The 22,385-nt window shown below is 64.6% G+C and carries 19 protein-coding genes; 12 read left to right on the top strand and 7 right to left on the bottom strand.

Going from position 1 to position 22,385, the window contains the following annotated elements; genetic code table 11:
* Nucleotides 1-79 precede the first annotated feature (79 nt).
* Nucleotides 80-859, bottom strand: coding sequence for an enoyl-CoA hydratase-related protein (locus H8A95_RS23985; protein WP_229185302.1), 780 nt, complete (start codon nucleotides 857-859; stop codon nucleotides 80-82).
* A gap of 220 nt (nucleotides 860-1,079) precedes the next feature.
* Here H8A95_RS23985 and H8A95_RS23980 point away from each other — a divergent pair, with 220 nt between their 5' ends.
* A complete protein-coding gene (locus H8A95_RS23980; protein WP_229185301.1) occupies nucleotides 1,080-2,354 on the top strand; it encodes an acyl-CoA dehydrogenase family protein in 1,275 nt (424 codons plus the stop codon).
* A 29-nt stretch (nucleotides 2,355-2,383) separates the two neighbouring features.
* Nucleotides 2,384-2,857, top strand: a complete 474-nt coding sequence (locus tag H8A95_RS23975) for a GFA family protein (RefSeq protein WP_229185300.1) — start codon at nucleotides 2,384-2,386, stop codon at nucleotides 2,855-2,857.
* Nucleotides 2,858-3,005: 148 nt separating this feature from the next.
* On the opposite strand, the gene H8A95_RS23970 is transcribed toward H8A95_RS23975, so the two are convergent.
* Together H8A95_RS23970 and H8A95_RS23965 are read right to left on the bottom strand one after the other, a co-directional pair.
* Nucleotides 3,006-4,586 carry a fatty acid--CoA ligase gene (locus H8A95_RS23970; protein ID WP_229185299.1) on the bottom strand — a complete coding sequence of 527 codons (1,581 nt, stop codon included), beginning with the start codon at nucleotides 4,584-4,586 and terminating at the stop codon, nucleotides 3,006-3,008.
* A 307-nt stretch (nucleotides 4,587-4,893) separates the two neighbouring features.
* Nucleotides 4,894-5,769 carry an SDR family oxidoreductase gene (locus H8A95_RS23965; RefSeq protein ID WP_229185298.1) on the bottom strand — a complete coding sequence of 292 codons (876 nt, stop codon included), beginning with the start codon at nucleotides 5,767-5,769 and terminating at the stop codon, nucleotides 4,894-4,896.
* 101 nt (nucleotides 5,770-5,870) lie between these two features.
* Between H8A95_RS23965 and H8A95_RS23960 the strand changes: the two genes are divergently transcribed.
* The 3 genes from H8A95_RS23960 to ppc all read left to right on the top strand — a co-directional run bounded on the left by H8A95_RS23960 (nucleotide 5,871) and on the right by ppc (nucleotide 11,428).
* Nucleotides 5,871-6,683: a crotonase/enoyl-CoA hydratase family protein gene (locus tag H8A95_RS23960; protein WP_229185297.1), complete on the top strand. Its 813-nt coding sequence runs from the start codon at nucleotides 5,871-5,873 to the stop codon at nucleotides 6,681-6,683.
* Between the two features lie 149 nt (nucleotides 6,684-6,832).
* Nucleotides 6,833-8,377, top strand: a complete 1,545-nt coding sequence (locus H8A95_RS23955) for an acyl-CoA synthetase (RefSeq protein WP_229185296.1) — start codon at nucleotides 6,833-6,835, stop codon at nucleotides 8,375-8,377.
* A 252-nt stretch (nucleotides 8,378-8,629) separates the two neighbouring features.
* Complete coding sequence (gene ppc, locus H8A95_RS23950; protein ID WP_420839444.1) at nucleotides 8,630-11,428, top strand: phosphoenolpyruvate carboxylase; 2,799 nt, start codon at nucleotides 8,630-8,632, stop codon at nucleotides 11,426-11,428.
* A 117-nt stretch (nucleotides 11,429-11,545) separates the two neighbouring features.
* Here ppc and H8A95_RS23945 read toward each other — a convergent pair whose 3' ends face one another.
* The 4 genes from H8A95_RS23945 to H8A95_RS23930 all read right to left on the bottom strand — a co-directional run bounded on the left by H8A95_RS23945 (nucleotide 11,546) and on the right by H8A95_RS23930 (nucleotide 15,391).
* Nucleotides 11,546-12,658, bottom strand: coding sequence for an SMP-30/gluconolactonase/LRE family protein (locus H8A95_RS23945; protein WP_229185294.1), 1,113 nt, complete (start codon nucleotides 12,656-12,658; stop codon nucleotides 11,546-11,548).
* Between the two features lie 152 nt (nucleotides 12,659-12,810).
* Nucleotides 12,811-13,725: an SDR family oxidoreductase gene (locus H8A95_RS23940; RefSeq protein WP_229185293.1), complete on the bottom strand. Its 915-nt coding sequence runs from the start codon at nucleotides 13,723-13,725 to the stop codon at nucleotides 12,811-12,813.
* 108 nt (nucleotides 13,726-13,833) lie between these two features.
* On the bottom strand, nucleotides 13,834-14,973 hold the full coding sequence (locus tag H8A95_RS23935) for a thiolase C-terminal domain-containing protein (protein ID WP_229185292.1): 1,140 nt from the start codon (nucleotides 14,971-14,973) through the stop codon (nucleotides 13,834-13,836).
* Nucleotides 14,974-14,977: 4 nt separating this feature from the next.
* A complete protein-coding gene (locus tag H8A95_RS23930; protein ID WP_050420086.1) occupies nucleotides 14,978-15,391 on the bottom strand; it encodes a Zn-ribbon domain-containing OB-fold protein in 414 nt (137 codons plus the stop codon).
* A gap of 221 nt (nucleotides 15,392-15,612) precedes the next feature.
* Here H8A95_RS23930 and H8A95_RS23925 point away from each other — a divergent pair, with 221 nt between their 5' ends.
* The 7 genes from H8A95_RS23925 (at nucleotide 15,613) to H8A95_RS23895 (ending at nucleotide 22,316) form a co-directional block, all read left to right on the top strand.
* Nucleotides 15,613-16,860 (top strand): amino acid ABC transporter substrate-binding protein, encoded by a 1,248-nt coding sequence (locus tag H8A95_RS23925; RefSeq protein WP_229185291.1) that lies wholly within the window; start codon nucleotides 15,613-15,615, stop codon nucleotides 16,858-16,860.
* 45 nt (nucleotides 16,861-16,905) lie between these two features.
* The gene (locus H8A95_RS23920) at nucleotides 16,906-17,829 is read left to right on the top strand and encodes a branched-chain amino acid ABC transporter permease (RefSeq protein WP_163153228.1); all 924 of its coding nucleotides are present in this window, start codon (nucleotides 16,906-16,908) and stop codon (nucleotides 17,827-17,829) included.
* Nucleotides 17,822-18,742 carry a branched-chain amino acid ABC transporter permease gene (locus H8A95_RS23915; RefSeq protein ID WP_229185290.1) on the top strand — a complete coding sequence of 307 codons (921 nt, stop codon included), beginning with the start codon at nucleotides 17,822-17,824 and terminating at the stop codon, nucleotides 18,740-18,742. Before H8A95_RS23920 ends, H8A95_RS23915 begins: the two co-directional genes overlap by 8 nt.
* Nucleotides 18,732-19,460, top strand: coding sequence for an ABC transporter ATP-binding protein (locus H8A95_RS23910; protein WP_229185289.1), 729 nt, complete (start codon nucleotides 18,732-18,734; stop codon nucleotides 19,458-19,460). The genes H8A95_RS23915 and H8A95_RS23910 overlap by 11 nt, the downstream gene beginning before the upstream one ends.
* Nucleotides 19,450-20,166 carry an ABC transporter ATP-binding protein gene (locus tag H8A95_RS23905; RefSeq protein WP_229185288.1) on the top strand — a complete coding sequence of 239 codons (717 nt, stop codon included), beginning with the start codon at nucleotides 19,450-19,452 and terminating at the stop codon, nucleotides 20,164-20,166. The genes H8A95_RS23910 and H8A95_RS23905 overlap by 11 nt, the downstream gene beginning before the upstream one ends.
* 121 nt (nucleotides 20,167-20,287) lie before the next feature.
* On the top strand, nucleotides 20,288-21,637 hold the full coding sequence (locus tag H8A95_RS23900) for an amidase (protein WP_229185287.1): 1,350 nt from the start codon (nucleotides 20,288-20,290) through the stop codon (nucleotides 21,635-21,637).
* On the top strand, nucleotides 21,630-22,316 hold the full coding sequence (locus H8A95_RS23895) for a DUF2848 domain-containing protein (RefSeq protein WP_229185286.1): 687 nt from the start codon (nucleotides 21,630-21,632) through the stop codon (nucleotides 22,314-22,316). The genes H8A95_RS23900 and H8A95_RS23895 overlap by 8 nt, the downstream gene beginning before the upstream one ends.
* The last annotated feature ends 69 nt before the right edge of the window (nucleotides 22,317-22,385 follow it).

Here is a 22,385-nt window from a genome sequence, read left to right as displayed (position 1 = left end):
CGCGACGAAGCAATCCATATCTCCGCAAAACCGTAAGATGGATTGCTTCGCTTCGCTCGCAATGACGCGGAAAGAGCCGTTACCGCCCCAGCCACTTCGGCGGGCGCTTCTCCGAAAACGCCTTCGGCCCCTCGATATAATCCTGCGAGGCGGCCATCGCCTTCACCGCCGGGTACTCGCGCTGCTCGGCCATCGCCTGCTCGAGCGAGACTTCGAGGCCCTTCTGGATCGCCTGCTTGGAGGCGCGGATCGACATCGGCGAGTTCTTCGTGATGGTCTCGGCCCAGCGCTCGGCCGCCGCCAGCACCTCGCCCTGCGGCACCACTTCGTTGACGAAGCCGAGCTCGAGGCCTTCCTTGGCGCTGACATGGCGCGCGGTCAGGATCATGCCCATCGCGCGCTTCAGCCCGATCTGCCGCGGCAGCCGTTGCAGGCCGCCGGCGAGCGCGGCGAGGCCGACACGCGGCTCGGGCAGGGCGAAGGTCGCATTTTCCGCGGCGATGATCAGGTCGCAGGCCAGCGCGACCTCGAACCCGCCGCCCATCGCGACGCCGTTGACGGCGGCGATGATCGGCTTGTCGCAGTCGAAGCGGGTGGTCAGGCCGGCAAAGCCGCCCTTGTCCCAACCGCGCTTGCCGCCGGCGGCCTGCCATTTCAGGTCGTTGCCGGCGCAGAACGCCTTGTCGCCGGCGCCGGTGACGATCGCGACCCACTGCTCGGGGTCGGTGGAGAAGTCGTCGAACACCTTGTTGAGCTCGAAATGCGCGTCGATATGCAGCGCGTTGTAAACCTCGGGCCGCGACAGCGTCACGATGGTGATGGGTCCCTTGCGCGTCACCTTGGAGAATTTCAGATCCATGTTTGCTCCCGTCGATTTTCTGCGGCGAAGAATATTGCCGATATCCTAGCGCCTGCGCGTCGTTCCGTGCCATCCAATTACGCAACGCGACCGCGCGCGCAAGCCTCACTCGCCTGCTTGACTTGGCCGCTTGCTTCTCACCTTAATCGATCCGAACGCGGATGCGCGATAGCGTCTAAACGCAAAACCAGAATCAATAAAAATTTCGGGAGTGACCGCCTTGGATTTCAATCTGCCGGCTGACCTGACAGCCTATCTCGCCGAGCTCGATCGCTTCATCGACCGCGAGATCAAGCCGCTGGAAGCGGCTGACGACAACATCCGCTTCTTCGATCATCGCCGCGAATGGGCGCGCACCGATTTCGACAAGGGCGGCCTGCCGCGCCATGAATGGGAGCTGTTGCTGCGCAAGGTCAAGAACCTGGCCGATGCCGCCGGCCATCTGCGTTTCGCGATCCCGAAGCGCTACGGCGGCAAGGACGGCTCCAACCTCTGGATGGCTGTCATCCGCGAGCATTTTGCCTCGAAGGGTCTCGGCCTGCACAACGATCTGCAGAACGAGCATTCGATCGTCGGCAATCTGCCGCTCGTGACCATGCTCGACCGTTATGGAACCGACGAGCAGAAGGCGATGATCGACGGCTCGATCACCGGCAAGTACCGCATCACGTTCGGCCTCACCGAGCCCGAGCATGGCTCGGATGCCACGCATATGGAGACAAAGGCGGTCCAGGCTACGCGTGACAACGTCAAGGGCTGGATCATCAATGGCGAGAAGATGTGGACGACAGGCATGCATGTCGCCACGCACTGCGCGCTGTTTGCCCGCACTTCCGGCAATGACGGCGACGCCCGCGGCATCAGTTGTTTCCTGGTGCCGGCGAAATCGCCGGGCGTGAAGGTCGAGGAGTACATGTGGACCTTCAACATGCCGACCGACCATCCGCGGGTCAGCTTCACCGACGTATTCGTGCCTGAGGACGCGCAGTTCGGCGAGGTCGGCCGCGGCCTGTCGCTGGCGCAATGCTTCGTGCACGAGAACCGCATCCGCCAGGCGGCGAGCTCGCTCGGCGCTGCGGTTTACTGCATCAATGAGAGCGTGAAATATGCCCGCGAGCGCAAGCCGTTCGGTAAGGCTTTGGCGGAGAACCAGGCGATCCAGTGGCCGCTGGTCGAGCTCGCGACCCAGGCCGAGATGCTGCGGCTGTTGATCCGCAAGACCGCCTGGGAGATGGATCAGCTGACCCAGGCGCAGGTCGAGCACACGCTGTCGGACCGGGTCTCGATGTGCAATTTCTGGGCAAACCGTTTGTGCTGCGAGGCCGCCGACCGCGCGATGCAGGTGCATGGTGGGATGGGCTATTCGCGCCACAAGCCGTTCGAGCACATCTACCGCCACCACCGCCGCTATCGCATCACCGAGGGCAGCGAGGAGATCCAGAAGCGCAAGGTGGCGGGCTTTCTGTTCGGATATATGGGAGCCGGCAAGCACTGAGACGGTAACAAAAGGGGAGGCGGTACGACATGGAAGGTGGATGCACCTGCAGAAACGTCCGCTACCGCCTCACCGGCAGGCCGATGATCGTGCACGCCTGCCACTGCACATGGTGCCAGCGCGAGACAGGTACGGTGCACGCACTCAATGCGATGTACGAGGCCGAACGGGTCGCGCACATCGCGGCCGAGCCCGAGATCGTGGATACGCCGTCGGCGAGCGGCAAAGGGCAGAAGATCGCCCGCTGCCCGGTCTGCAAGGTCGCGGTGTGGAGCAACTATCCGGGCGCGGGACCAGCGGTACGCTTCGTCCGCGTCGGCACGCTGGACGATCCGAGTCAGTGCCCGCCTGACGTTCACATCTTCACCTCGTCGAAGCAGCCTTGGGTGACGTTCTCGCCGGACGCGAAGGTGTTTGCCGAGTATTACGATCGGAAGGAGGTCTGGCCGCAGGAGGCGCTGGAGCGCTGGCGGGTGTTGCGGGAGCGGATGAAGAAGGCGTGATGCGGACCACTCTCTCCACCGTCGTCCCTGCGAAAGCAGGGACCCATAACCACAAGAGGTCGTTGATGGAGCGAGATGTGGCCCCAGCGTGTTACCACCAAGAACAGCGGTGGTTGGGTCCCGGCCTGCGCCGGGACGACAGAGAGGGCTAGTTCACCTGCCGGTCCTTGCCCGCCCAGTACGGTTCACGCAGGCTCCGCCGCAGGATCTTGCCTGACGGGTTGCGCGGCAGCGCGGGGATGAAGTCGACCGATTTCGGCGTCTTGTAGCCGGCGATCCGCTCGCGGGTGAAGTTGATGATGTCGGTCGCGGTTGCGCTCTTGCCCGGCTTCATCACCACCACGGCCTTCACCGCCTCGCCCCATTTGTCGTCGGGAATGCCGATGACCGCGGCTTCCGCCACGTCCGGGTGGTCGCACAGCGCGCTCTCGACTTCGGCCGGATAGATGTTCTCGCCGCCGGAGATGATCATGTCCTTGATGCGGTCGTGGATATAGAGATAGCCATCCTTGTCCATGTAGCCGGCGTCGCCGGTGCGCAGCCAGCCGTCGCCGTCGATGGTGCGCGCGGTGGCCTCGGGCAGATTCCAGTAGCCGGCCATGTTGGAGCCGGAGCGGGTGGCGATTTCGCCGACCTCGCCCGGCGGCAGCGGCTTGCCGTTCTCGTCGAGGATCGCGAGCTCCACGCCGGCCAGCGCCTTGCCGGCCGAGCGCATCCGATCGAGCCCCTCGATATGGTCCTCGGGCGGCAGCGCGACGATGGTGCCTGTCGTCTCGGTCATGCCGTACATCTGCACGAAGCCGCATTTGAAGACCTCGATGCACTCCTTCAAGAGCGCGGCCGGGATCGGGGAGGCGCCATAAAGCATGTACTTCAAACGCGAAAAGTCGACCTGCCGCGCGCGGGGCTGCCGCACCACGAACTGCATCGCCGCCGGCACCATGAACAGCTTGGTGATGCCGGACTGCTCGAAGAAGTCGAGCACCTTGGTCGGATCGAATTCACGCGCGATCACGCCACGGGCGCCGTGGTAGAGGCCCATCACACCCCAGCCGGAGCCGCCGATGTGGAAGATCGGCATCGCGACCAGCGAGACGTCCTCGGTGGTCCACCGGTTCCATTCCGGTTTTTCAGCCTCGTTGCCGCTCTGCACGAGGTTGAGGAAGTTGGCGTGCGACAGCATCGCGCCCTTCGGCTTGCCGGTCGTGCCCGAGGTGTAGAGCTGGATCGCGATGTCCTTCGGCTCGATCGCAATGCGCGGGTCGTTGCCGCTCTGTGCATCGCGCCAGGCGAGAAAATCGGGCCATTCCGGCGCGCCGCCCTCGGTCGTAATGATGGTGTGGACGCTGGGCAGCTTGTCCTTGATGTTGCGTGCCTGCGTGATGAATTCGGGGCCGACGAACAGGATCGGCGCCTTGCAATCGTCGACGATGAAGGCGACCTCGGGGCCCGCGAGGCGCCAGTTCACGGGCGCCATCACCACGCCGGCCTTCATCGCACCCATCAGGAGCTCGAAATAGAAGTCACTGTTCTTGCCGAGATAGGCGATGCGCTCGCCCTTCTTGACGCCCATCGCGATCAGCGCGTTGGCGACGCGGTTGGTCTTGACGTCGAACTCGGCGAAGGAGGTTTGCCGTCCCTCGAACTCATAGGCCAGCGCATCGCCGCGGCTGCTGGCGCGGTCGCGCACCATGTCGGCAAGATTGCTCAGTTTCGGCGCGTCGGACATGTTTCCCCCGTGACGTCTTGTTTTGGTTGCGCGGAGTGTGGCGGCATCGCGCGGGAAAAACAATACGGGGTGTTGGGCTCGATGCATCCACAGCGTCGTCCCGGGCGAGCCAACGGGTCGGCGCGAAGCGCCGCCCGATGACAGGCTCCGCGCGACCCGGAACCCATAACCACAGAATCGAGTTGTCGAGCGCGCTGTGGCCCCAGCGTGCTCGATGTTTTCGAGGCGTGGTTATGGGTCCCTGCTCCCGTGCGCAATTGCGCACTAGGCAGGGACGACAGTTGTGATCGAGGCGCAAGCGCGGGCCTTAACCTCGCGTTGCGCGGTCCTTCTCGTTCTGCGCCTTGATTGAATCGCGCGCCTTGGTCCAGTCGTCGTCGCTCCAGTCGCGGAGTTGGTAGAAATTGCCGCCCATCGCCAGCGCCTGCGCGCCGTCCATGGCGATGGTCTCGCCGTTGATCCAGTCGCAGCCGCCGGAGATCAGGAACACCGCAAGGTTCTGCAATTCCTCCATGGTGCCGACGCGGCCCATCGGGTTCATCGCCTTGGTGCGTGCGCCGGCCTCGTCGCCGGGCTTGATGCGCTTGCTCATGCCCTCGGTCGGGATCTCGCCGGGCGCGATGGTGTTGAGACGGATGCCGTGACGGCCCCATTCGATCGCAAGCGACATGGTCATGGCGTGGATCGCCGACTTGCTCATCGCCGACGGCACCACATAGGGCGAGCCATTGCGTACCCAGGTCACGGTGATCGACACCACGTTGCCGCGATGGCCACCGGCGATCCACCGCCGGCCCACCGCATGCGTCACATAGAAGGTGCCGTGCATCACGATGTTGGCCACTGCATCAAACCCTCGCGCGGAGAGCTCTTCGGAGCGCGAGATGAAATTGCCGGCGGCGTTGTTGATGAGATCGGTGAGCGGACCGCTGGTGGTCCAGATCGCCTCGATCATCTCGTCGACCGCCATCGCATTGCGGATATCGACGCCGTGGCTGACCACGCGTCCGCCATGTTCGGCCATCAGTTCGGTGGCGGTCTCGTCGCAAACGCTCTTGCGGCGGCCGCAGATATGCACCTCGGCCCCGAGCTGGAGGAACCGGGTGGCCATGGCCTTGCCGAGGCCGGTGCCACCACCGGTTACCAGTATGCGCCGCCCGGCAAGAAGCTGGTCAGAGAACATCGTTTCCTCCACGGGGGTTGTCAGTTAATTGGTCGATTGACTAAAAGCGGACAACGGCCTTTCTGTAAAGCGCCAACTCAGGGAACAAAGCGGAGGGAATGATGGAAGATCGCGTTTCGATATCGATTTCAGACGGTATCGCCGATGTCCGCCTGGTGCGGGCGGACAAGATGAACGCGCTCGATGCCGCGATGTTCGAGGCATTGGTCGCCGCAACCGACCGGCTTTCCAGGGAAAAAGGCGTTCGGGTGGTCGTGCTGTCCGGCGAGGGCCGGGCCTTCTGCGCCGGACTCGACATGGGCCGGTTCGCCGCCATGAAGGATGGTGGTAATGGGGTGCCGGGCGGTGAGAAGCGCGATCTCACGGTCCGCACGCACGGCAAGGCCAATTTCCCGCAGCAGGCGGTCTGGGGCTGGCGGCAGCTTCCGGTGCCCGTGATCGCCGCGGTCCACGGCGTCGCCTTCGGCGGCGGCTTCCAGCTCGCACTCGGCGCCGACATGCGCTTCCTGTCGCAGGATGCACGGATGTCGATCATGGAGATCAAATGGGGCCTCATCCCCGACATGGCGGGCACGCCGATCCTCGCGAGCCTCGTGCGCGACGATATCCTGCGAGAGCTCACCTACACCGGCCGGATCTTCTCGGCGCAGGAAGCCCAGAGCTATGGCCTCGCCACCCGCGTCTGTGACGATCCGCGCGCCGCGGCGCTTGAGGTCGCCCGCGAAATCGCCGGCAAGAGCCCGGATGCGATCCGCGCTGCCAAGCGCATGCTGAACAACCTGTCGGTCGATCCAGCTGCGGCATTGCTTGCGGAATCCATCGAGCAGCAGAAGCTGCTCGGCAGCCCGAACCAGACCGAATCCGTGCGCGCCAATCTGGAGAAGCGCGCGCCGAAGTTTGCGGATGCGGGGTAGCGGCCGCAGTGTCATTCCGGGGCGATGCGCAGCATCGAACTATGGTGCGCAATTGCGCACCAGGGAATCTCGAGGTTCCGGGTCTGGTCCTTTGGACCATCCCGGAACGACGACTTAACTTCGAACCGACACAAGATCGGACAACGACAATGGAAACGTCCCAACCCTTCCTCGGCATCGTCAGCGGCAGTCGCCGGCGCGATCACGCAGCGGTCGCCGAGCGCACAGAGCGCATCGCCAGTGGCCTTGCCAAGCTCGGAGTCAAGCCGGGCGACAGCGTCTGCATGCTGATGCGCAACGACATCGCCTTCATCGAAGCTGCCTATGCCGCGATGCGGCTCGGCGCCTATGGCGTGCCGATCAACTGGCACTTCAAGCCGGAGGAGATCAACTACGTGCTGACGGACTCCGGCACGCGCGTGCTGATCGGCCATGCCGACATGCTGCATCCGCTGCGCGGCGCGATCCCTGATGATGTCACCGTGCTCAGCGTGCCGACGCCGCCGGAAATCCTCGCCAACTACAAGATCAATCCCGATCATCTCGCGCCACCGGATTTCGCGATCGATTTCGAATCCTGGCTGGCGCAATTCCCGCGCTATGACGGCCCTTTCGTGCCGCAGCCGCAGAACATGATCTACACCTCAGGCACGACAGGCCATCCGAAGGGCGTCCGCCGCTTCGCGCCGACGCCGGAGCAGACCGCCAATGCGGAAGCGATGCGCGGGATGATCTATGGCCTGAGGCCCGGCGCGCGCGCGATCCTGCCGGGACCGCTGTACCATTCGGCACCGAATTCGTTCGGGCTGCGCTCGGGAAGGCTCGGCGGCGCACTGGTGCTGATGCCGCGCTTCGACGCCGAAGAATTTCTGGCCCTGATCGAGCGCGAGAAGATCGACACCATCTTCATGGTGCCGACGATGTTCATCCGCCTGATGAAGCTGCCGGAGGAGGTGCGCAAGAAGTACGACATGTCGTCGCTGCGCCACATCATCCATGCCGCCGCGCCGTGTCCGGCCGACGTCAAGCGCGCCATGATCGAATGGTGGGGACCGGTGATCTATGAGTTCTACGGCTCGACCGAGTCGGGCGCGGTGACGTTCGCGACGTCGGAGGACGCGCTGAAGAAGCCGGGTACGGTCGGCAAGATCTCGCCCGGCGCCGAGCTGCGCTTCATCGGTGACGACGGCAACGAGGTGGCGCAGGGCCAGATCGGCGAGATCTATTCGCGGATCGCGGGCAATCCCGATTTCACCTATCACAACAAGTCCGAGAAGCGCGCCGAGATCGACCGGCAGGGATTCATCACCTCGGGCGATGTCGGCTATATCGACGCGGACGGCTACGTCTTCATCTGCGACCGCAAGCGCGACATGGTGATCTCGGGCGGCGTCAACATCTACCCGGCCGAGATCGAGGCGGTGCTGCATGCTGTTCCCGGCGTGCACGACTGCGCGGTGTTCGGCATTCCCGATGCGGAATTCGGCGAAGCGCTGATGGCGGTGGTCGAGCCGCAGCCGGGCGTGACGCTCGACATCGCCTCGGTCCGCGCCCAGCTCAAGACCGCGCTTGCCGACTACAAGGTGCCCAAGCACATCGAGATCCAGACCAACCTGCCGCGCGAGGATTCCGGGAAGATCTTCAAGCGCCGGCTGCGCGACCCGTATTGGGAGCGGGCGGGGCGGAGGATCTAGGGACCACAAACGCCGCTGTCGTCCCGGGCAAGCGAAGCGCGACCCGGGACCCATAACCACAAATCTCTGGGCTGCCCGCGGCTGTGGCCCCAGCTCACTTCGACCGCAGCCACCAGTGGTTATGGGTCCCTGCTTTCGCAGGGACGACGGCAGTGTGCACCGCGCAAGTTCATCTTGCGCTGCGGCAAAAAAAGCGCACACTCGGGAGGAGCCGGGCAACTCTGGAGTAGCCAAGCCATGCCTCCCCAGACTTTGCCTCCCCAGACCATCCCCTCCGAGACCGCCAGGCGGGCCGCAGAGGCCAGCCTTCTCGAAGCGACGGCACAGGAGGAGGATGCACGGCTCCGAAACGACATCCGCCTGCTGGGACGGGTCCTCGGCGACACCGTACGCGACCAGGAGGGGGCCAATGTATTCGACCTGGTCGAGCGCATCCGCCAGACCTCGGTCCGGTTCCATCGCGACGAGGACAAGCTGGCGCGGCGGGAGCTGGAGGGCATCCTCGACGGCATGTCGATCGCCGAGACGCTGCGGATCGTTCGCGCCTTCAGCTATTTCTCCCACCTCGCCAACATCGCCGAGGACCAGAACAACATCCGCCAGACGCGCAGCCGCGGCCCGAGCGGGGCGCCGCGGCCGAGCACGCTGGAGCAGACGCTGGTGCACGCCCGGCAGGCCGGCATCAGCCCGGCCGATCTGCGCAGCTTCTTCAAAAGCGCGCTGGTCAGCCCGGTATTGACCGCGCATCCGACCGAAGTCCGCCGCAAGAGCACGATGGACCGCGAGATGGAGATCGCGGACCTGCTCGATCGCCGTGAGCGGTTGCAGATGACGCCGGAGGAGAGCGAGGCCAGCGACGAGCAGCTGCGCCGTGCCGTCGTGACGCTGTGGCAGACCAATCTGCTGCGCCGGACCAAGCTGACCGTTCTCGATGAGGTCGCCAACGGCCTGTCGTTCTACGACTATACTTTCCTGCAGGAAGTGCCGCGGTTGCATTGCGCGCTGGAGGACCGGCTGAACAAGGAGGGCGGCGAAGCCGGCGATCTCGCCTCGTTCCTCAGGATGGGAAGCTGGATCGGCGGCGATCGCGACGGCAATCCATTCGTCACCGCGGAGGTGATGCGTGGCACGCTGCGGCTGCAGTCGAGCCGGGTGCTCAGCTTCTATCTCGAGGAGCTGCACGCGCTCGGTGCCGAGCTGTCGCTGGCGACGCACCTCGCCGATGTCTCGGACGAGCTGCGAATCCTTGCCGAGCGATCGCCCGACACCTCGCCGCATCGGAGCGGCGAGCCTTATCGGCTCGCCGTGTCCGGCATCTATGCGCGGCTTGCCGCCACCGCCATGCGGCTCGAGGTCGAGACCACGCGACCGCCGGTCGGCAAGGCCGAGCCCTATGCGAGCGTGAAAGAATTCCAGGCCGATCTCGACGTGCTCAATCGCTCGCTGATCGCGAACAATTCCGGCGTGATCGCGCGCGGCCGGCTGCGGCAGTTGCGGCGGGCGGTGGATTGCTTCGGCTTCCATCTGGCGCGGCTCGACATCCGGCAGAACTCGGCGGTGCATGAGCGCACCATCGCCGAGCTGCTCGACACCGCCAATCCCGGCATGTCCTATCTGGCCCTCGGCGAGGACGCACGCGTCAGCCTGTTGCTTGGGGAGCTGCGCAACGCGCGGCCGCTGGCCTCGCCCTTCGTCAAATATTCCGAGGAGACCCAAAGCGAGCTCGCGGTGTTCCGGGCCGCGGCCGAGGCCCATGCCAGGTTCGGCCCCGAGGTGATCTCCCAATGCATCATCTCGATGTGCCAGGGCATGTCCGACATGCTCGAGGTCGCGGTGCTGCTGAAGGAAGTCGGCCTCGTCAATCCGTCCGGCCGCAGCGCCGTCAACATCGTGCCGCTGTTCGAGACCATCGAGGACTTGCAGGCCTCCAGCGGCATCATGGACCGCATGCTGGTGCTGCACGATTATCGCAAGCTGGTCGACAGTCTCGGCAGCGTGCAGGAAGTGATGCTCGGCTATTCCGACAGCAACAAGGATGGCGGCTTCGTTACCTCGGGCTGGGAACTCTACAAGGCTGAGATCGGGCTCGTCGAGGTGTTCGAGCGCCACGGCGTGCGGCTCCGCCTGTTTCACGGCCGCGGCGGCTCGGTCGGCCGCGGCGGCGGCCCGAGCTATGACGCGATCATCGCGCAGCCCGGCGGCGCGGTGAATGGTCAGATCCGCATCACCGAGCAGGGCGAGATCATCTCCTCGAAATATTCCAATGCCGAGGTCGGCCGCAGCAATCTGGAGATCCTCGCCGCGGCGACGCTGGAAACCAGCCTGTTGCAGCCGCGGCAGAGCGCACCGCGCCCTGAATATCTCAAGGCGATGGAGGAAATTTCCGCGCTCGCGTTCAAGGCCTATCGCGGGCTCGTCTACGAGACACCGGGTTTTGCCGACTATTTCTGGGGTTCGACGGTCATCAACGAGATCGCGACGCTGAACATCGGCAGCCGTCCGGCCTCGCGCAAGAAGACCCGCGAGATCGAAGACCTTCGCGCCATTCCCTGGGTGTTCTCCTGGGCGCAATGCCGGCTGATGTTGCCGGGCTGGTATGGCTTCGGCGCTGCGGTCGAGACCTGGATCGCTGAGCATCCGGAGCAGGGCATGCCGTTTCTGCAGGAGCTCTACCGGGAATGGCCGTTCTTCCGCACGCTGCTCTCCAACATGGACATGGTGCTGGCAAAGAGCTCGATCGCGATCGCATCACGTTATGCCGAACTGGTGCCCGACGTCGCGCTGCGCGAAAAGATCTTCGGCCAGATCCGCCGCGAATGGCATCTCTCGATCGAGACGCTGCTCGACATCATGGGCCACGACCGGCTGCTGCAAGGCAACCCCCTGCTGGAGCGCGGCATCCGCAACCGCTTTCCCTATCTCGATCCGCTCAATCACGTGCAGGTGGAGTTGCTCAAGGAGCATCGCGCGCAGAACCCGGACGAGCAGGTGCTGCGCGGAATTCAGATCACGATCAACGGGATTTCCGCTGGGCTGCGGAACAGCGGCTAAGGCCGTGATGCCTGCGCCGTCATTGCGAGCGCAGCGAAGCAATCAATTGGGCCGCAAGCGGTGAGATGGATTGCTTCGTCGCTTCGCTCCTCGCAATGACGACGGAAGGCAGATCGATCAGCAGTTGTGCGCGCCCCGCGTCTCGACATAGACCGCATAGAGCGACTGGCTCGCGGTCATGAACAGGCGGTTGCGCTTCTTGCCGCCGAAGGTGAGGTTGGCGCAGGTTTCCGGCAGCAGAATCTGGCCGATCCGCTGGCCGTCGGGCGCGAACACCTGCACGCCGTCATAGCCTGGTCCGACCCAGCCGGCGCCGACCCAGATATTGCCGTCGATGTCGACGCGCATGCCGTCCGGGAAGCCCGACTTGCCGTCCAGCGTCATGTCGATCAGCGTGCGTGGGTTGGATAACTTGTCGCCGTTGAGGTCGTACTGCCAGACGATGTTCTTCGCGTTCGGATAGTGCGTGATGCCGGTGTCGCAGACATAGACCTTCTTGTAGTCGTGGCTGAAGGCGATGCCGTTCGGCTTGAACGGCTCGTCGCAGACCTTGGTGATCTGTCCGGTCGTGGCGTCGATGCGGTACACGGCTTCCTTCTGGTAGGGTTGCTTCGATCCGGTGTTGGCCAGTTGGCCCTCATAGATCGAGACCGCGCCGTAGCCGGGATCGGTGAACCAGATCGACTTGTCGTTGGGATGCACGACCATGTCGTTCGGGCCGTTGAGCTGCTTGCCGTTGGCCTGCTCCGCCAATGACGTCACGGTTCCGTCGTGCTCGTAGCGCACCAGCCGCGTGCGTTCGGCGGTGATCTGGCGGCCCTCGAAATCGAAGGTCGAGCCGTTGGCCTCGTTCGACGGCTTGTGGAACTGCTCGGAGATGTGGCCGTCGTCGTCGAGATAGCGCAGCTGCCGGTTGGCCGGGATGTCGCTCCACACCAGATACTGGCCCTGTGCATTCCAGGCCGGACCTTCCGCCCACAGGCACCCGGTATAGAGCCGCTTGATCGCGGTGTTGCCGACCTTGGCCTTGAAGCGCTTGTCGTCGATCACGACGATATCCGGATCGGGATAGCGCTGTGGCTCCGCGTTGGGGCCGAAGTCGCGCGCGGCGGCATCGGATGCGGCCATCGCGGTCGCAGCAAGCGCGGTTGCACCGCGCAAGATCGTTCGACGGTCGAACGCCTTCGTTCCGTCGCTCTCGTGTTTCGCTGCGTTGCTTGGATCTGTCACGAAAGTCCTCCCACTCTTTTTGTTATCGGGAGGAGGATCATACCCCCGCAATTCTGGCACAATGCGGGCACGCCATGAAGAAACAACCAAAGAGTGTGTCGCCCCCGCTCTTTCGCGGAGGCGACCTTTTCATAAAACTGTCAGATCGAAACTCAGATCGGATCCCAGGTGAAGACGTCGGCCGAGCGGTCGAGCTTGGCGAACGATCCCTTCAGTGCCGGCATGCCGTGTTCGGCAATGGTCTCGGGCGTCCAGCCTTCGCCGCGATGCACCGAGCGCACCGGACGATGCTGGCCGAACAGGAAGATCTCGTTCATGCGCACGCCGAAGATCTGCCCGGTGACGTCCTTTGCGGCGTCCGAGAGCAGATAGGCGCAGACCGGCGCGATCTTCTCCGGGCCCATCTGCTTGATCTTCTCGACGCGCGCCTTTTCGGCATCGGTCTCGGTCGGGATGGTGCCGATCATGCGGGTCCAGGCGAACGGCGACACGCAGTTCGAGCGCACGTTGAAGCGGCCCATGTCGAGCGCGATCGACTTCGACAGGCCGACGATGCCGAGCTTGGCGGCGGCGTAGTTGGCCTGGCCGTAATTGCCGATCAGGCCGGAGGTCGAGGTGAAGTGCACGAAGGAGCCCGACTCCTGCTCGCGGTAAATGCGCGCGGCGGCGTGGCTGACATAGAACGAGCCCATCAGATGCACCTTGATCACGGCCTCGAAGGCCTCAACGCTCATCTTGTGGAAGATCATGTCGCGCAGGATGCCGGCATTGTTGACGACGCCGTCGAGCCGGCCGAAGTGATCGGTCGCGGTCTTCACGATCTTGCTGGCGGGAATGGCTTCCGCCACCGAATCGAAATTGGCGACGGCAGTGCCGCCGCGCTTCTTGATCTCCTCGACGACTTCCTCTGCGGGGGCCGCGTTCGCGCCGGCGCCATCGGCGGCGCCGCCGGGATCGTTGACCACGACCTTGGCGCCTTCCGCCGCGCAGAGCAGCGCGATCTCGCGGCCGATGCCGCGGCCCGCGCCGGTAACGATGATGACCTTATCCTGCAGTGATTTTGCCATGTGGGTTTCTCCTGTCTATTCCGTCATTCCGGGGCGCACGAAGTGCGAACCCGGAATCTCGAGATTCCGGGTCTGGTCCTTCGGACCATCCCGGAATGACGGGTTGGGTTACTTCTCGTTCGTAAAGATGATCGTGCCTGACGCGGCGAACATGCCGCCGACGCCGTGGCAGACCGAGATCTTGGCGTTCGGCACCTGCGCCGGCGCGATGCCGCGCATCTGTCGCACGCTCTCCTGCAGCGCGTACATGCCGTACATGCCGGAGTGCATGTAGCTGAGGCCGCCGCCGTTGGTGTTGAGCGGCAGCTTGCCGCCGGGGCGGGTGTTGCCGTCGGCGATGAACTTGCCGGTTTCCTCGTGGGGCATGAAGCCGAGGTCGCCGAGGCCGTAGAGCGGCAAATGCGCGAAGGCGTCGTAGATCATCAGGTGATCGACGTCCTTGTGGGTGATGCCGGCTTCCTTGAACGCCAGGGGGCCTGCCACCTTGAAGGCGCGCGATGAATCGAACGTCTTCATCTGGCTGACCATCGGCGTTTCCACGCTCTCGCCGGTGCCGAGGATGTACACCGGCTTGTTCGGGAAGTCCTTGGCGCGGTCGGCCGAGGTGAGGATCAGCGCGCCGCCGCCGTCGGTGACGAGGCAGCATTGCAGCAGCCGGAACGGATAGGCGATCATCCGCGAGTTCAGGACGTCGGCGACCGTGATCGGGTCCTTCATGGTGGCGCGCGGGTTCTTTGCCGCCCATTCGCGCTGCACGATCGCGACCATCGCCAGCTGTTCATGCGTGATGCCGTGGGTCTTCATGAAGCGCAGCACGGGAATCGGGAACATGCTCGGCGGCCCGTAGACGCCGAACGGCGCTTCGAACTGGCCATTGAGGCTGTCGGGTGCGGTGAAGCGCGGCTGCTTGCCGATCATCGACTTGCCGCTCTCGGCATGGGTGATCAGCACGGTCTTGCAGAGCCCGGCCTCGATCGCGGCGGCGGCGTGGCGGACATGCAGCATGAAGGAGCAGCCGCCGACCGAGGTGCCGTCGACCCAGGTCGGCGTGATGCCGAGATAGTGTGCCATCTGCTGCGGGGTTTCGACCGCGGTGGCGAAGCCGTCGATGTCGGACAGCTTCAGGCCGGCGTCCGCGATCGCGTTCAGCGCCGCGTCCGCATGCAGCTGGATCTGCGACATGTTGGGGATGACGCCGAGTTCGGTGGTTTCGGCCGCGCCGACGACGGCAACCTGGTTCCTGCGCATTGCGTTATCCCTTCGCCGGACGGAACAAGGGAAGGGTGATCTTGTCGTCGAGTGCCTCGAAGGCGACTTCGAGCGGCATGTCGAGTTCGAGCGCTTCCGGCGTCTGCGGACAATCGATGATGTTGCTCATCATGCGCGGACCCTCGTCGAGCTCGACCACGGCGATCGCATAGGGCGGCGTGAAGCCCGGCGCAGCGGGGCGGTGGTTGATGACGTAGCTGTAGAGCTTGCCCTTGCCGCTGGCCTTGAACACCGAGACCTTGCGCGAGGCGCAGGAGGGACAGAACGGCCGCGGCGGAAAGTAGACATTGGCGCAGGCGTCGCAGCGCTGCAGGCGCAGCTCGCCGGCCTTGGTGCCGTCCCAGAAATGCTGGGTCTCAGGTGTCGGTTTTGGTTTCGCGCGCGCGGGCTCGGCCATGTCTGATACTTCCTCCCGAAAATCGTTACAGTCTTGATGCGCCATTGGACCAAGGGCCGTCAACGGTCCATCCACGCCGCGCGCAGCGGCCTGTGTTTCGCGCATGCCGCATATTCCGCCCCTCGCACAATTGCTAAGGCCGCGATGCTTGTGTCGCTCCGATCCGGCGCGTAGAAGGGCCGCGTCCAATCTACATCCAAGATGCCCGGGAGGAATATATCATGCTGAGGATCATCGGCGCGGCACTCGCTGCCAGCCTCGCATTTGCCACGCAGGCGATCGCCGCCGACGCACCGTCGGAGATCAAGATAGGCACGCTCTACGCGTCCTCGGGGCGTTATGCCTCGATCTCGATGCCGGTCTACAGCTCGCTGAAATTGTGGGTCGAGCAGAAGAACGCCGAGGGTGGCGTCTTCGTGAAGGCGTTCGACAAGAAGATCCCGATCAAGCTCGTCTCCTATGACGACCAGAGCAACACCGCGACCGCCTCGACGCTTTATAACCAGCTCGTCACCCAGGATAAGGTCGACCTGCTGGTCGCCGATTCCGGATCGGTGCTGACGGCGCCCGCGGTTGCGATCGCCCGCGACCGCAAGATGTTCCTGTTCGACCAGACCGGCACCGGCGCGAGCTTCTTCTCCAAGGACAATCCTTACATCGCGCTGATGGCCGATCCGGTGTCGACCGTCTGGCCGAAGCCGGTCGCCGACTTCATCAGCCATGATGGCCCGGGCCTCGGCATCAAGAAGATCGCGATCCTCTACGCGACCAACGAGTTCACCGGCACCCAGGCCAACGCGTTCCGCAAGTTCGTCAAGGAGTCCGGCGCGCCGATCGAGATCGTCTACGACCAGGGCGTTCCGACCGAGACCACGAACTACAACGTCATCATCAACAACATCAGCAACGCCAATCCCGACGCGGTGATCCATTTCGGCTATGCGCCGAACGACATCGCCTTCCTGCGCAATGTCCAGGACGTCGGGACCAAGTTCAAGATGCTGTTCGCGATCTATGCCGGCCTCGAGACCGAGCTGCTCGAGAAGAACGTCGGCGCCAAGGGCTTGGAGCACATCTGGACCTATGTGCCGCCGTCCGAATTGGATTATCCCGTCAATTTCGGGATGAACATGAAGGATTTCCGCGCCGCTTGGCTGAAAAAGTACAATGACGGCAAGATGGAGTTCGGCTTCAACGCGGTGGCCGGTTACACCACGGCGCTGGTGATCGAGAAGACGCTGTCGGTTGCGACCAGCCTCGACCAGATGGAGCTGCGCCGCGCGGTGTTCTCGCTCAGCGGCCAGCTCAAGACCCTCGACGGTACCTTCGCGCTGGACGAGACCGGCGGGCAGATCGGCGAACTGACGCCGCTCGGCCAGCTCACGGTCGACGAGCACGATCATATCAAGTTCGTCTCGATCTACCCGCACGAGACCGCCACCGGCAAGCCGATCTATCCGGCGCCGTGATGTTGGTGAGTGCGGCAGGCGTAACCTTCGGCGGCGAGCGGTAGCATGACCTATGCGCTCGTTGCCGGCGTGCTGTTCGGGCTGTATTTCAGCCTGGTCGGCATCGGTCTCAATCTCGTGTTCGGCGTCATGCGCATCGTCAATCTTGCGCATGGCGACATCCTGATGCTGGGCGCCTTCATCGCGCTCGGCGTGGTCGGCATCGCCGGCATCGATCCGCTGTTCGCGGTGCCGCTGGCCTTCGTGGTCTTCGTGCTCGCGGGCGTGCTGCTGTACTGGGTGCTGGTGCCGCGGCTGCAGGGCTCGGCCAATCCGGAAATGCTGTCGATCATCCTGTTCTTCGGCCTGTCGCAGGTGATCGAAGCCGTCACCACGATCTTCGCTGGCACCAGCGAGCGCTCGATCCAGAGCCGGCTGCTCGGCACCGTGTTCACGACCATCAAGGTGAAATGGTTCGGCGGCAAGGCCGCTGGCGCTGGGCCGATCCAGATCTTCGGCCAGGGCTTTCCCGCGCCCTGGGTGATCGCGGCCATCACCAGCCTGATCGCGATCGGGCTCGTCTACCTCTATCTCTACCACACGCGGCTCGGCACCTTGACTCGCGCGGTGATGTCGCGCCGCGACGAGGCGCTGGCGACCGGCATCGACGTCGATCGCGTCTCGGCGGCGGCGTTCGGCATCGGGCTCGGCATAGCGGCGGTGGCCGGCGTGTTCGCGCCCTTCATGTTCGGCTCGGTGACGCCGGCGTTCGGCGCCGATGCGACCGTGACCTCGTTTGCGATCGTCGTGCTCGGCTCGCTCGGCAATCCCTTGGGCACCGCGCTCGGCGGTGTCGTCTATGGTCTCTGCTACATGCTGGTGCAGACCTATCTCAGTTCCTGGGCCGACTTGCTGCCCTATGTGTTGTTGATCGTGATCCTGTTGCTGCGCCCGAGCGGTCTGCTCGGAAGGCGGGTGCGCGTTGCTTAACGCCTCGAAACACCTGCTGTTCATCCTGGCGCCGCTGGTGGTGGTGTTCGCACTGCTGCCCGGCGTCTATCAGAACCATCTGCTGCTGTTCAACTTCGTGATCTTCCTGATCCTCGCGCAAGGCGTGAACATCATCTATGGTTTCACCGGCTATCTGCCGTTCGGCTATGTCGGCTTCTTCGGTGCCGGCGCCTACGGCTTTGCCATCATGGTGATGCATCTGCAGACGCCGGCGCCGCTTGCGGTGCTGGTCGGTGGCCTCGTCGCGATTGCGCTCGGCCTGTTGCTGACGCCGCTGCTGCGGCTGTCGGGGGCGTATTTTGCGATCGCCAATCTGGCGGCTTCGCTCGCGGTGCTGCACTTCGTCGCCAACCCGGCGCTGGAGGGCATCACCAAGGGGCCTTACGGCGTGTCGCTGACCGGCACGTTCAATCCGACCCATGCCTACTACGCGGCTGTCGTCGTGATGGCGCTCACCGTCGGCGCGGTCATCTATCTCAAGAACTCGCCATTCGGCCTTGCGCTGCAGGCCGTCCGCGAGGATGCGGTGTCGGCCTCGATGGCCGGCGTCAACATCATCAAGATGCGGGTGATTGCCTGGCTGGCCTCGGCGCTGGTCGCCGGCCTCGCCGGCGGCATCTACGCCTGGTACGTCTCGGTGTTCTATCCCGACAATGTGTTCTCCGGCGAGTTCTCGATCTTCGCGATCGTGTTTGCGCTGTTCGGTGGCGTCGCCACCATCACCGGGCCGATCGTCGGCGTGCTGATCCTCTACGGCATCTACAATCTGATCGGCTTCACCACGCCGCAATATTTCCAGCTGATCTATGGTCTCCTGATCATGGGCCTGGTGCTGTTCCTGCCCGCAGGGTTGGTGTCGCTGGCAACGCGCAGGGGGTGGCATGTCCCCTGAGAAAACACCGATCCTCAAGGTCTCCAAGCTGGTCAAGCGCTTCGGCGGCTTCCACGCGCTCGACGGGCTGAGCTTTCACGTCGTACCCGGCGAGATCCTTGGCCTCGTCGGTCCGAACGGCTCCGGCAAGACCACGGCGATCAACGTGATCTCCGGTCTCTATGCGCCCGATGGCGGCGAGGTGGTGTTCGACGGCGCGTCCTCCGGCGGCGTCGCCTCGCACAAGCTGGTTCATCGCGGCATCAACCGCACCTTCCAGGTGCCGAAGCCGTTCCTGTCGCTCACGGTACGCGAGAACATCCAGGTGGCGCTGGCCTATGGCGGCGCCGCTGGTGCGCCGTCGATCGCCGAGCTGCTGGAGGAATACAGGCTGAAGGAGGTCGCCGACCGCCCCGCCGCCGATCTCAACAGCGCCCAGCAGAAGATGCTCGATCTCACCCGCGCGCTTGCCACGCGGCCGCGGCTGTTGCTGCTCGACGAGCTCGCCGCCGGCCTCAACCCGGCGGAGCTCGACTGGATCGCCGGCCGCATCAAGGCGCTGGCTGCGACCGGCATGGCAATCATCGTGGTCGAGCACCTGATGGGCTTCATCGAGCAGATCACCGACCGCGTCATCGTGCTCAATGCGGGCAAGGAGATCTTCGAGGGGACGCTGGCGACCGCGGTGCGCGAACCGCAGGTGATCGAAGTGTTTTTGGGAGGCGAGCATGCCCACTGATGCAGCGCTTCTGGACGCCACGGGCGTCGACGCCGGCTACGGCACCATGCAGGTGTTGTGGGGCGTCGATCTCGACGTCCGCCCCGGCGAGACCGTGCTGCTGCTCGGCGCCAATGGCGCCGGTAAGACCACCTTCCTGAAGTCGCTGGTCGGCCTTATCGAGGCCCGTAGCGGCCACATCAAGCTCGGCGGCGAGGACATCACGAAGATGCGGTCTTCGGACCGCATGAAGCGCGGCATGACCTACATGTCGGAGCTGGCGGTGTTTCCCGACCTGTCGATCGAGGAGAACATCCGCGTCGGCGCGCAGGCGCTGGGCCATGCCAATCCGGGCGCGCGGGTCGACGAATTGTACGGCCTGTTCCCGGTGCTGCGCGACAAGCGCCGCGACCCGGCCTCCAGCCTGTCCGGCGGCCAGCGCAAGATGCTCGGCATCGCCAAGGCGCTGTCGGCCGAGCCGAAGCTGCTGGTCATGGACGAGCCCTCGGCCGGGCTGTCGCCGCTGTTCGTCAAGGAGGTGCTCCGCGCCCTGTCGAGCCTGCAGGGCCGCGGATTGGCGCTTCTGATCGCCGAGCAGAATATCGGCTTCCTCGAGATTGCTACCCGCGTGTTCGTGCTTGAAGGCGGGCGCATCCGCTTCTCCGGTACGGTTGCCGAGATGAGCGGCAATGAAGAGCTGCACCGCGCTTATTTCGGGCTGAAGTGATAGTGATGCGCGGCTGGGGCCGGCGTACTGGAAATCGGCCCCGGTTCGCGCGACAATCAGCTCGAGCCATGAAGCGCACGCCGTGAAGTGCAAGCAAAGTGCAAGCCGTGAAGTCAAAGCCATGCCGAAAAATCCGACACTCGCCTCCCTTGCCGCCGATCTCGCCAGCGGCGCGACCTCAGCCCGCAAGCTCATCGAGCAATGCATCGCCAAAATTGCCGATCCGGCTGGCGAGGGTCAGCGCACCTTCATCCATGTCGACCGCGACGCCGCGCTCGAAGCCGCCGACGCCATGGACCGGCTGCGCAAGGCCAATGCGGCGCCGTCGCCCTTTGCCGGCATTCCGGTCTCGATCAAGGACCTGTTCGACATCAGGGGCCAGGTAACCCGGGCGGGCTCGCGGGCGCTGGAAGATTCCGCGCCGGCGGATGCCGATGCGCCTGCCGTGGCACGGCTCAAGCGCGCCGGCTTCATTGTGATCGGCCGCACCAACATGACCGAGTTCGCCTATTCCGGCATCGGCATCAATCCGCATTACGGTACGCCGAAGAGCGCCTGGAACCGGAGCGTCGGCCATGTGCCCGGCGGCTCGTCCTCGGGCGCAGCAGTCTCGATCGCCGACGGCATGGCGTTCGGCGCGCTCGGCACCGACACCGGCGGCTCCTGCCGGATCCCGGCCGCCTTCAACGGCATCGTCGGCTACAAGCCGACGCAGCGCCGGATTCCGCTCGACGGCGGCGTGCCGCTGTCGTTCACGCTCGACAGCTACGGCCCGCTGGCGAATTCGGTGGCCTGCTGCGCGGTGCTCGACGCGGTGCTGGCCGACGAGCCGGTGACGCCGCTGACCCCGCGCCCGGTTAAGGGCATGCGGCTCGCGGTGCCGACCACGGTCGCGCTCGATGATCTCGATGATGCCGTGGCGAAGACCTTCGAGCGTGCGCTCGCTTCGTTGTCGCGCGCCGGCGCGCTGATCGAGCGGATCGAAGTGCCCGAACTGCTCGACGTCGGCGTGATGAACACCAAGGGCGGGTTCTCCGCAGCCGAGAGCTATGCCTGGCACCGCTTCCTGCTCGCCAGCAAGGGCGACATCTACGATCCCCGCGTTGCCGTGCGGATCCAGCGCGGCGAGGGTTTTCTCGCGGCCGACTATATCGACCTCATCAACGCGCGCCGTTCGTTCACTGCCCGCACTGAGGCGCGGATCGCGCCCTACGACGCGCTGGTGCTGCCGACGACCGCGAACCTGCCGCCGACCATAGCTGCTCTTGCCGACGACAAAGCATTCGCCACCGAGAATCTGCGCGCGCTGCGCAATCCGTCGCTGATCAACGTGCTCGATGGCTGCGCCATCTCGCTGCCCGCGCATCGCGAGGGCGAGGCGCCGGTCGGCCTGATGCTCGCCGCAGCGGGTGGTTCGGATCGCCGCATCTTCGAGCTCGCGGCCGGAATGGAGACCGTCATTCGTGTTTGATCTCACCTTCAATGTCGACGACAAGGGCGTCGCCACGCCGCTGACGCTCGAAATCAAGCAGGCCGTGATAGCCGGCTGGACCGGCCGCGATCCGGTGGCGCGCGACAAGCACATCGTCGAGCTCGAGGCGCTCGGCATCGCGCGGCCCGCGACGACGCCGATCTACTACCGCTGCTCGGCGCGCCGGCTGACCTTTGCCGATACGATCGAGGTCTGTGGCGAGGACTCCAGCGGCGAGGTCGAGTTCGTGCTGATCGGCTGGCAGGGCCGCATCTTCGTCGGCTGCGGCTCCGACCACACCGACCGCAAGGTCGAGAGCTACAGCGTCACGGTGTCGAAGCAGATGTGCGACAAGCCGATGGCATCTGAACTCTGGGAGCTCGAGGACGTCATCGGCCACTGGGACCAGCTGATCCTGCGCTCCTGGGCCACAATCGGCGGCCAGCGGGTGCTCTATCAGGAAGGCACGCTCGATCACATGCTGCCGGTCAAGGACCTGATCGCCCGCGGCTTCGACAAGGGCGGATTGCCCGACGGCTGCGCCATGTTCGGCGGCACCTTCGCCGCCAAGGGCGGCATCCGCCCGGCCAGCCGCTTCGAGTTCGAGCTGGAAGACCCGGTGCTGAAGCGGAAGATCAGCCACGGCTACGACGTCGTGACGCTGCCGGTCAGGGGCTGATTTCCTTTCCGCAAATCGTTGCGTAGAGGAGACCGGGACCTTCTCCACATGTCGTCCCTGCGAAAGCAG

The organism is Bradyrhizobium oropedii (genome assembly GCF_020889685.1).
Lineage (GTDB): Bacteria > Pseudomonadota > Alphaproteobacteria > Rhizobiales > Xanthobacteraceae > Bradyrhizobium > Bradyrhizobium oropedii.
Note: the sequence above shows the minus strand (reverse complement) of the source record. Positions and strands in the feature narration are given on the sequence as shown.